This is a genomic window from Brevundimonas diminuta ATCC 11568 (assembly GCF_000204035.1).
Lineage (GTDB): Bacteria > Pseudomonadota > Alphaproteobacteria > Caulobacterales > Caulobacteraceae > Brevundimonas > Brevundimonas diminuta.
Map to the genome: position 1 here is coordinate 27,475 of NZ_GL883084.1, position 9,054 is coordinate 36,528.

General features: G+C 67.9%; 11 protein-coding genes. 1 reads left to right on the top strand and 10 read right to left on the bottom strand.

Going from position 1 to position 9,054, the window contains the following annotated elements; translation table 11 throughout:
* From BDIM_RS00160 to BDIM_RS00200, 9 genes are all read right to left on the bottom strand, one after another.
* Positions 1 to 1,088 (bottom strand): sigma-54 interaction domain-containing protein (locus BDIM_RS00160; RefSeq protein ID WP_040344684.1); only part of this gene is annotated, 1,088 nt, incomplete at its 3' end.
* 42 nt (positions 1,089 to 1,130) lie between these two features.
* The gene (gene fliN / locus BDIM_RS00165) at positions 1,131 to 1,463 is read right to left on the bottom strand and encodes a flagellar motor switch protein FliN (RefSeq protein ID WP_003163531.1); all 333 of its coding nucleotides are present in this window, start codon (positions 1,461 to 1,463) and stop codon (positions 1,131 to 1,133) included.
* Positions 1,463 to 2,137 (bottom strand): FliH/SctL family protein, encoded by a 675-nt coding sequence (locus BDIM_RS00170; RefSeq protein WP_003163532.1) that lies wholly within the window; start codon positions 2,135 to 2,137, stop codon positions 1,463 to 1,465. The genes fliN and BDIM_RS00170 overlap by 1 nt, the downstream gene beginning before the upstream one ends.
* 1 nt (position 2,138) lies before the next feature.
* Positions 2,139 to 3,176, bottom strand: coding sequence for a flagellar motor switch protein FliG (fliG, locus tag BDIM_RS00175; RefSeq protein WP_003163534.1), 1,038 nt, complete (start codon positions 3,174 to 3,176; stop codon positions 2,139 to 2,141).
* Positions 3,176 to 4,813, bottom strand: a complete 1,638-nt coding sequence (fliF, locus tag BDIM_RS00180) for a flagellar basal-body MS-ring/collar protein FliF (protein ID WP_003163535.1) — start codon at positions 4,811 to 4,813, stop codon at positions 3,176 to 3,178. Before fliF ends, fliG begins: the two co-directional genes overlap by 1 nt.
* A gap of 238 nt (positions 4,814 to 5,051) precedes the next feature.
* A complete protein-coding gene (locus tag BDIM_RS00185; RefSeq protein ID WP_003163536.1) occupies positions 5,052 to 6,140 on the bottom strand; it encodes a Glu/Leu/Phe/Val family dehydrogenase in 1,089 nt (362 codons plus the stop codon).
* Positions 6,141 to 6,283: 143 nt separating this feature from the next.
* Positions 6,284 to 7,291 (bottom strand): alpha/beta fold hydrolase, encoded by a 1,008-nt coding sequence (locus tag BDIM_RS00190; RefSeq protein ID WP_040344425.1) that lies wholly within the window; start codon positions 7,289 to 7,291, stop codon positions 6,284 to 6,286.
* Positions 7,292 to 7,323: 32 nt separating this feature from the next.
* Entirely contained in the window at positions 7,324 to 7,929 is a 606-nt protein-coding gene (locus BDIM_RS00195) for a uracil-DNA glycosylase family protein (RefSeq protein ID WP_040344427.1), read from the bottom strand.
* Positions 7,913 to 8,233, bottom strand: a complete 321-nt coding sequence (locus tag BDIM_RS00200) for a DUF3253 domain-containing protein (RefSeq protein ID WP_003163539.1) — start codon at positions 8,231 to 8,233, stop codon at positions 7,913 to 7,915. Before BDIM_RS00200 ends, BDIM_RS00195 begins: the two co-directional genes overlap by 17 nt.
* 47 nt (positions 8,234 to 8,280) lie before the next feature.
* Between BDIM_RS00200 and BDIM_RS00205 the strand changes: the two genes are divergently transcribed.
* A complete protein-coding gene (locus BDIM_RS00205) occupies positions 8,281 to 8,715 on the top strand; it encodes a PaaI family thioesterase (protein ID WP_003163540.1) in 435 nt (144 codons plus the stop codon).
* Here the strand turns inward: BDIM_RS00205 and BDIM_RS00210 are convergent.
* On the bottom strand, positions 8,699 to 9,054 hold a 356-nt coding region (locus tag BDIM_RS00210; protein WP_040344429.1), incomplete at its 5' end, for a DUF1275 family protein. The two genes, BDIM_RS00205 and BDIM_RS00210, sit on opposite strands and share 17 nt — an antisense overlap.

The following is a 9,054-nucleotide window of genomic DNA, read 5'->3' on the forward strand; positions in this document are numbered from 1 at the left end:
AGGCGGATGGCGTCGACGTCGATCTCGGTCCCCGCCGCCAGCAGGACAGCGCGGTGCATGGCGTTTTCCAGCTCGCGCACGTTGCCCGGCCAGCGGTGGGCGACCAGGGCGCGCTTGGCCTCGGAGCCGATAGCGCGCGGCGGCACGCCGTTGGCGGCGGCGTATTTCTTGACGAAGTGGTCCGCCAGCACGGCGATGTCGCCGGGGCGTTCGCGCAAGGACGGCAGGCGCAGGTTCACCACGTTCAGCCGGTACAGCAGGTCTTCGCGGAACGTCCCCTCGGCCACGGCCTTGGCCAGGTCGCGGTTGGAGGTGGCGATGATACGGATGTTGACGGGCACGGGCTTGGCGCCGCCGACGCGGTCGATCACCCGCTCCTGAATGGCGCGCAGCAGCTTGGCCTGCAGACGCGCGTCCATCTCGCTGATTTCGTCCAACAGAAGCGTGCCGCCGTCGGCCTCTTCGAACTTGCCGATGCGGCGCGCCACGGCGCCGGTGAAGGCGCCCTTCTCGTGACCGAACAGCTCGGATTCCAGCAGGTTGTCGGGGATGGCGGCGCAGTTGACGCTGATGAAGGCCTTGTCGGCGCGGCGCGAGTGGGTGTGCAGATAGCGCGCCATCACCTCCTTACCCACGCCGCTTTCGCCGGTGATCAGGATGGAGGCCTCCGAACGCGCCACCTGATCGGCCAGCTGAATGACGTGCTTCATCGCCGGATCGGCCGAGATCATCGGCCGTTCGTCGTCGGCCACGGCGGACAGGACGGCGGCGATCAGATCCGCCTCGGGCGGCAGGGGGATGAACTCCTTGGCCCCGGCGCGGATGGCGTCGGCCGCCTCGCGCGCGTCAGCGTCGACGCCGCAGGCCACGACCGGCACATGGATGCGCTCGGCGTCGTTGGCGGCGATCAGGGCGGCGATATCGATGCGATAGTCGACCATCAGCAGGTCGGCGCCCTGTCCCCGGCGCAGTTGCTCGGTCGCCTGATCGGCGCGCTCGACGTGCTGGACCTTAGCGCCGTGCGCCATGGCCATCTTCACCGCCGTCGCCAGCTGGCCGCTTAAACGACCCACCACCAGAAGACGCATCGCCCTACTCCTTCAAAATCCTGTCCGTGACGGGGCGGCCGATCAGGCGCCCTTGTCCTCGGTCTTGATGATTTCCGTCATGGTCACGCCCAGACGGTCCTCGACGACGACGACCTCGCCGCGCGCCACCAGGCGGTTGTTGACGAAGATGTCGATCGCCTCGCCGACCTTGCGGTCCAGCTCCAGCACCGAACCCTTGTTGAGCTTCAGCAGCTGGGCGACCGACATATTGGCCTTGCCCAGCACGGCCGAGATGTTGACCGGCACGTCGAAGACGGGCGCCAGGTCGACGGCGGACTTCTCGCCGCCCTCGTCGGCCAGGTTCAGGGCGGTGGACTCGCCGAATTCCTCAAGCGAAAGATCGTCGGTGGCCATCAGAAGCCCCTTCTGTCATGAGCGCCGCCTTCGAGAGGCGGCTCGGCGTGGCCGGCTTCGGCGGCCAGGGCGGCGTTGAGCGCGGCGACCACACGGGCCTCGGCTTCGGCCGGATCGAATTCGGCGCGACCGTCAGCCCATTCCAGGGCGAAGGCGGCGGCGGGCAGGTGCGGCTCGTCGCGGAACACCACCAGTCCCGAGAAACCCGCCTGGGCGCACAGGGCCTCGATCTGGGCGCGGCCTTCGTCGTCCAGCCCCGAGGCGCGAACCAGCAGACGCGGCGTGGCGTCCATCTCCTGCCCCAGGGCCTCGATGGCGGCCTCGAGCGGGCGGCGCGGAAAGCGATCGAAGGCGGCTGAACCGATGACCCGCGCGGCGGCCAACGCCAGTTCGGCGGATTCGCGACGGTGCGACTCGGCCACGCCGCGCAACAGGGTCGCGGCCTGCGCCGTCGACTGGGCCACGATCGACAAGGCGTCGGCGCGCAGGGCCTCGACCTCGGCCAGGGCCTGCTGACGGGCCTCCAGCCGGGCCTGGGCGACCAGGGCTTCGACCTCGGCGGGGGCGAAGGATCGTTTGGCCGGCTGCCAGGTCGAGGCGCGCAGCACGGCGCCGTCGGCCCCGAACTCGGTGTCGAAAGCGAAGGGGACGGCGTTGGCGGGTTGGGCGCTCATGTCAGTAGATCAACTCGTCGTCGCCGCCCTGGCCGGCCAGCATGATGTCGCCCCGCGCCGCCAGATCCTTGGCCACCTGGACCATGGCCATCTGGGCGTTGTCGACGTCCTTGAGGCGGACAGGCCCCATGGAATCCATGTCCTCGCGCATGATCTTCGAGGCGCGCTCGGACATGTTGGAGAAGAACATTTCGCGCAGGGGATCCGAAGCGCCCTTCAGCGCCAGCCCCAGCTGGTCCTTCTCGACCGCGCGCAGCAGGGTCTGCACCCCGCCCGGATCGAGCCGCGACAGATCCTCGAACACGAACATCAGGGCGCGGATACGCTCGGCCGCGTCGCGGTTGCGTTCCTCCAGCGCGCCGATGAAGCGCGCCTCGGTCTGGCGGTCGAAGCTGTTGAAGATGTCCGCCATCAGCTCATGGCTGTCGCGTTTGGACGTGCGCGCCAGGTTGGACATGAACTCGCTGCGAAGGGTCTGTTCGATCTTGTCGAGGATATCGCGCTGCACCGGCTCCATGCGCAGCATCCGCTGGACGCACTCTAGGGCGAAGTCCTCGGGCAGGGCCGTCAGCACGCGCGAGGCGTGGTCCGGCTTGATCTTCGACAGGACGACCGCGACCGTCTGCGGGTATTCGTTCTTCAGATAGTTGGCGAGCACGGCCTCGTTCACATTGCCGAGCTTGTCCCACATGGTGCGACCCGCCGGACCGCGGATCTCCTCCATCAAGGCCTCGACCCGATCGCCGGGCATGAAGGAGGCCAGCAGGCGCTGCGTCTGCTCATAGGAGCCCATCAGCGAGCCGGACCCGCCGATGCCGGACACGAACTCGACCAGCACCTCTTCGACGACGGCGGCGGTGACGGTGCCCAGCCCCGCCATGGCCTGAGAGACCTCCTTGATCTCTTCATCGTCGAGCTGCTGCCACAGAGCGGTGTGCTCTTCGCCCAGAGACAGCAGAACGACAGCCGCCTTTTCAGGCCCCGTCAGCTTCTTTGCGTCATCAACCGCAGCACCCTTTGACACCAGCCGCGCCGCCATCAGCTTTCATGCATCCACGAGCGCAGGATCGCCGTGGATTCCTCTGGGTGGCTGTCGACGAAATCGGCGACCTTCTTGATGGAGGAGGCCTTCACCTGGCCCTCGATGCGGGCGATGTCGATGCGCTGCTCCATGTCGCTGGGGCCCGCCAGCATGGGCGCGCCGCCCGGCAGGGTTCCGCCGACGATCTGGGTGTCCAGGGCGGTCACGGGAATGCCGCCGGCGCCGGCCAGGGCGGGCGCGCCGCCAGAACCCGTCGCCGCTTTCAGCAGCGGACGCAGGACGAAGAAGACCAGTACGAAGCCCGTGACGGCCAGGATCAGCAGCTCGACCCCGCGCATGATGTCGTTCTTGTCGAAGGCGAACATCGAGGAGCCTTCCTCGGCGCCCGGCGCGGCCGACGGCTCGCGACTGAAGCGGACGTTGACCACCTCCAGCTTATCGCCGCGCGTCTCGTCGATGCCGACGGCGGCGGCGACCAGGGCCTTGATCTGCTGCACTTCCTCGGCCGTGCGGGCGGCATAGGTCGGCTCGCCCTTGCCGTCGGCGGCGGGGGTGTATTTGCCGTCGACCGCGACCGAGACCGACAGCTTCTTGACCTCGCCCGGCTCCTTCACCGTGGTGGTGGTGGTGTTGGAGATTTCGTAGTTGGTCGTCTCGGTGTTTTCCGAGTTGGTCGAGCCGATCGGCGTGGTGTTCGGGGCCTGCCCGCCGGGAATGTTGTTGGTGGCGGTGACGCCGCCGTCCTGCTGACCGGTCGTGTCCTGCGACTGCGAGCCGTTGGTCGAGGTCGAGCGGACGACCTGGCCGTCCGGGTCGAACTTCTGCTCCTGCGTCGTCGAGCGGCTGTGGTCGATGTCGGCCGTGACCTGGACGCGGGCGGCGCCGGCGCCGACGACGCCCTCGACGATGTCCTTGATGCGAGCCTGCATCTGGGCCTCGGTCGAGGCCTTGGACGCCTCGGCGGTGGCCGAGGTGAAGCCGGTGTCCTCAGACCCCGCCGCCAGGGTGCGGTTGGCCTGGTCCGTCACCGTGACCTTGTCCGGCTTCAGGTTCGGCACGGACGAGGCGACGACGTTGCGGATGGCCCGCACCTGATCAGCCGACAGGTCGCGGCCCGACAGACCCACCACCACGGCGGCGGTCGGGTCGATGGCGGCGGCCTGGAACATCTCACGCCGGGGCATGGTGATGTGGACGCGGGCGGAAGAGATGCCGCGCATCGACATGATGGTGCGCGCCAGCTCGCCCTGTAGGGCGCGCTGCTCGTTCAGGTTCTGCTGGAACTCGGTCTGACCCAGCACCGACTGGTTGTCGAAGATCTCGTAGCCGACGCTGCCCGAGGTCACGAGCCCCTTGCCCGCCAGCATCAGGCGCGCCGTGCCCACCTCGTCGCGGCTGACGAAGATGGTCGAGCCGTCGCCCTTGGACGAATATTTGATGCCCGCCTGATCCAGGGCGGCGCTGATTTCGGAGGCTTCGCGCAGGTCGAGATTGGAATAGAGCAAGGCGTCCGGGGCCTGGCCCACGCGCAGCATGACGGCGACCAGAACGGCGGCCACGCCCGCAGCCACGCCCAGGATGGCGGCCAGGCGTCCGATGCCGAACCTTTTCAAAGCTTCCGTGAAGCCGCCCACGCGCCATCGCCCCTGCACACGCGGGACGAACCGAACCCGCTAGGCAGAAACTGCCGCCTGGATGGTAAATGCGGCGTTAAGAGGCGTTAAAGAATGGAAGGCGGAGCCGCTGGCGCAGGCCCAAGAATGATAAAGGGGCGCGGACTTATGGCCCGCACCCCTCAGGCGCCCCCCGGCGCCCGCCCGCCTCCCGAGAGAGGCAGGCTAGCTGGTCAAAGGTCGATCTGACCTTCAAACTTTAGATCTTTAGGGCCGCGGCCTTCTTGTCGGCGGCGGCCTTGATGCGGGCCTCGGCGATGGCGTCGGCGATCAGATGGGTCGGCTTGTTCTCGGCGACCGAACGCTCGAGGATTTCCTCGAAGGTCTCCATCAGGCGCGACAGCTTGCCTTCGACCCACGAGGCGTCATAGGCGCCGCCGGTCTGACGGGCGTTCATTTCCGAGGCGACGTTGATGATGCCGCCGCCGTTGATGACGTAGTCCGGCGCATACAGCACGCCGCGCTTGAACAGCTCGTCGCCGATGTCGGCGGTGGCCAGCTGGTTGTTGGCGGCGCCGCAGACGGCCTTGACCTTCAGGCGGTCCAGCGTCTGCGGGTTCAGGGTCGCGCCCAGGGCGCACGGGGCGTAGATGTCGGCGGCGACGTCATAGATGGCGTCCGGAGCGACGATCTCGGCGCCGGTCTTGGCGGCGACGGCTTCCAGGTTGGCCTGGTTGACGTCGGTGATGATCAGCTTGGCGCCGGCCTTGTGCAGCTTCTCGGCCAGATAGGCGCCGACGTGGCCCACGCCCTGGATGGCGACGGTCAGGCCGGTCATGTCGTTCTGGTTGAACAGGCGACGCGCGACGACCAGGTTCGAGCGGAACACGCCCTCGGCGGTGACGGGGCTGGGATCGCCCGAGGCTTCCGGACCGTCTTTCAGGCCCAGAACGAATTCGGTGACCTTGCGGGCTTCGGCGATGTCCTCGACCGAGGTGCCGACGTCTTCGGCGGCGTAGTAGTGACCGCCCAGACCGTTCAGATAGCGGCCGAAAGCATGGAACAGCTCCGGCGACTTCTGGGTGCGGCTGTCGCCGATGATGACCGACTTGCCGCCGCCCATCTCCAGATCCGCGACGGCGTTCTTGTAGCTCATGCCCTTGGACAGGCGCAGCACGTCTTCCAGCGCCTCGGCGGCGGTGGCGTAGTTCCACATGCGGGTGCCGCCGACGGCCGGACCGCGCGCGGTCGAGTGCACCGCAACAATCGCTTTCAGGCCGGTTTTCTCATCATAGAAGGCGTGGACGCCTTCATGGTTCGAGAAAGAAGGAGAATCAAACAGCGTCATGCCCATGACAGGCCTTTCCTGGGGTATTTTTTGTGCGGAAGGACATACGCGCAGCCTGACCAAACGGCAAGCATCACCATGCGGCCGCCCCAGGCTTCTAGGAAACATGCGGAAAACGCCTCCGCATTCCGCAAGTTCTGCGTTCAGCGCGCCTTGGGATCAGCCTGCAGGGCGGGCAGCACAGCCGGCGCGCCTGACGGCAGAGGGCGTGTCGGATCGCGCAGCCAGGATTCGACATCGGCGAACACGGTCTCGGCCTGAAGATCGCGATTCAGGATGTGCCAGCCGTCGGCGTAATAGCCCGTCGTCAGGTTCGCCCGTTCGCCCGCCTGTTCCAGGGCGCGGCGCATGGGGCGTTTGGTGATGATCTGATCGTGCGCGCCGTAAAGCAGGAGGGTCGGTTTCTCGACCTGTCCTAACCGCTGGGTCGCCGTCTCCATCAGATCGACCAGGCCGTACAGGGCATCGAACCGCGTCGACAGGATCGACAGGGGGTCGCGGCCGTTGCGGATCAGCTCCAGCGTATTGTCCGAGGCGCGGATGTCGCGCACTGCGAAGGACGGCGGCTCGACCCGCTTGGCGCCCATCATGCGCGCGGCGGTCCACAGGCCCGCGCTATTGAAGGCGCTCTGGCTGGACCAGCCCCAGACGCCGGGCGCCAGCAGCACCACCCGATCGGCGTCCGGCGGCGTCTCCGATCCGAAGGCGGCGATGGTCGAGGAGCCGCCCATGCTCTCGCCCGCCACCACGATCAGGGCGTTCGGGCGCTCGGCCCGAACCAGGGCGACGATGGTGCGCAGATCCTGACTGGTCAGGCTTTCGGCCGCGAACTGGCCCCGGTTCGGCGCCAGGCCGAAGCCGCGCTGATCATAGGCCCAGGTCTCGATGCCCCGCTGCGCCCACCACGGCCCGGCGAAGCGGAAGGAGGCGTAGTGGTCGTTGAAACCGTGCAGGGCGACGATGACGGCCCAAGGCGCCTGGCCTTCCGGACTCCAGCGCAGATAGGGCAGCCGCGCCCCGTCCTGCACCACAAAGGCGCCGCGTCCCAGGGTTCCCGTTTCGATGCGCGGCCCGTTGAACCCGTTGGGCGGCGTCAGCGGCGACTGGACGTGCGGCGGGGCGCAGGCGCTCAGGCCCAGGGAAAGAGCCATAAGGCCCGCCGCCAATCCGCCCCACCAAATCTTCACGTCAGTATCTCCGCTGTCCGCTGACGAAGGTAGGGCAGAACCTCTGCCTCGAACCACGGGTTTTTCTTCAGCCAGGCCGTATTGCGCCACGATGGATGCGGCAGAGGCAGTATGGCGGGGGCGTAGTCGCGCCAGGCGTGGACCGTCTCGGTCATGTTGGCCTTGGCCGCCGCGCCTAGAGCCCAGGCCTGGGCGTAGCCGCCGACCAGCAGAGTCAGTTCGACCTTCGGCAGTTCGGCCAGCAGGCGCGGCCGCCACAGCTCGGCGCAGCGGCGCGGCGGCGGATAGTCGCCGCCCTTGGGATCGGTGCCGGGGAAGCAGAAGGCCTGCGCCGCCACGCCGAGACGCGGATCGCCGTAGAAGGTCGCTTCATCCACCCCCATCCAATCGCGAAGGCGAACGCCGGACGGGTCGGTGAAGGGCAGACCGCTTTCATGCACTCGCCGCCCCGGCGCCTGGCCGCAGATCAGCAGGCGCGTCTCAGGCGCGACCATGACCACCGGTCGCGGCGTGTGGGGCAGCTGGCCCAGACACGCCCGGCAGGCGCGGATCTCGGCCAGGAGCGCGTCCAGGCCGTTGTCCGGTTCAGTCGAAGTCGTCATCCGAAGCTTCGACCGGCGGCAGGGCCGCCAGGGCTGCGGCCGTCTCGGCCTCGGTCGGCAGGCGCAGGCGGATCACGCCGCGGAAGTTGTTGGGATCGACCGCCTTGCCCTTCTTGGTGATGGTCAGCTTGCCCTGACGCATCAGGCCCAGCGCCGTCGCCTTCACCTTGGGCAGCATCCGTTGCCACTGCTCGGGCTGCAGCTCCTTGGCCACGTCGGCCGGTTCAATGCTCTTGCCGCCGACGTTCTTGGGGTCGGCCTTGGCCAGTTTTTCGAAAATGGCCGCTTCGATTGGATCGCTCATAGGCGCTATATGCTGCACCGCGAGATCGGAAAGAAGGCAAAACCGACATGGCCGAGATAATCACCGTCACCGAGGGCGAGTTCGCCGGTTGGCAGACCTATGACCTGCGCGACACCTTCGACGTGGTGGTGGGGCCCTTCTACGGCAAGCCCGATCCCGACGGGCATATGCGCTGCGCCTTCCGCGCCGAGCAGAAGCACATGAACGCGGGCGGCCGGATGCACGGCGGCTGCCTGATGACCTTCGCCGACATCGCCATGTTCCAGATCGCCTATCAGGAGATGGAGGGCGCCTCGGGCGTGACGGTGCAGCTCGACTCCACCTTCATCGACGGCGCCTATGTGGGCGAACTGATCGAGGCGACCGGCCAGGTGACCAAGGCGGGCAAGAGCCTGATCTTCGTGCGCGGCCAGATCACCACCGGCGAGCGGCTGCTGATGACCTTCTCGGGCGTGATCCGAAAGTTCACGCCGCGCGGTTGAACCGTACGCCTAAGGCCAGGGCCATGGCGACGGCGGCCGCCGGCCACAGGGCGATCAGCCCCAGACGGCCGTAGACGACCGCGCCCATCAGCGCGCCCCCGGCCAGCCCCGCCCACAGGGCCATATAGGGCCGGAACGCCCAGGGATCGCCGCCGCGCACGGCCGCGGCCAGGGCGTGGCCGGTCTTGATCAGGGTTCCGGTCATATAGGTCAGGCTGACCCCGACCTCGCCGTCGCGCAGGAAGACCGAGTTCTCCACCGCCATGGCCAGGACCATCAGGCCGATCGCCAGGGGCGCGATCCCCGCCCCCGCCGCCACGGCGGCCCCGGCCAGCAGCG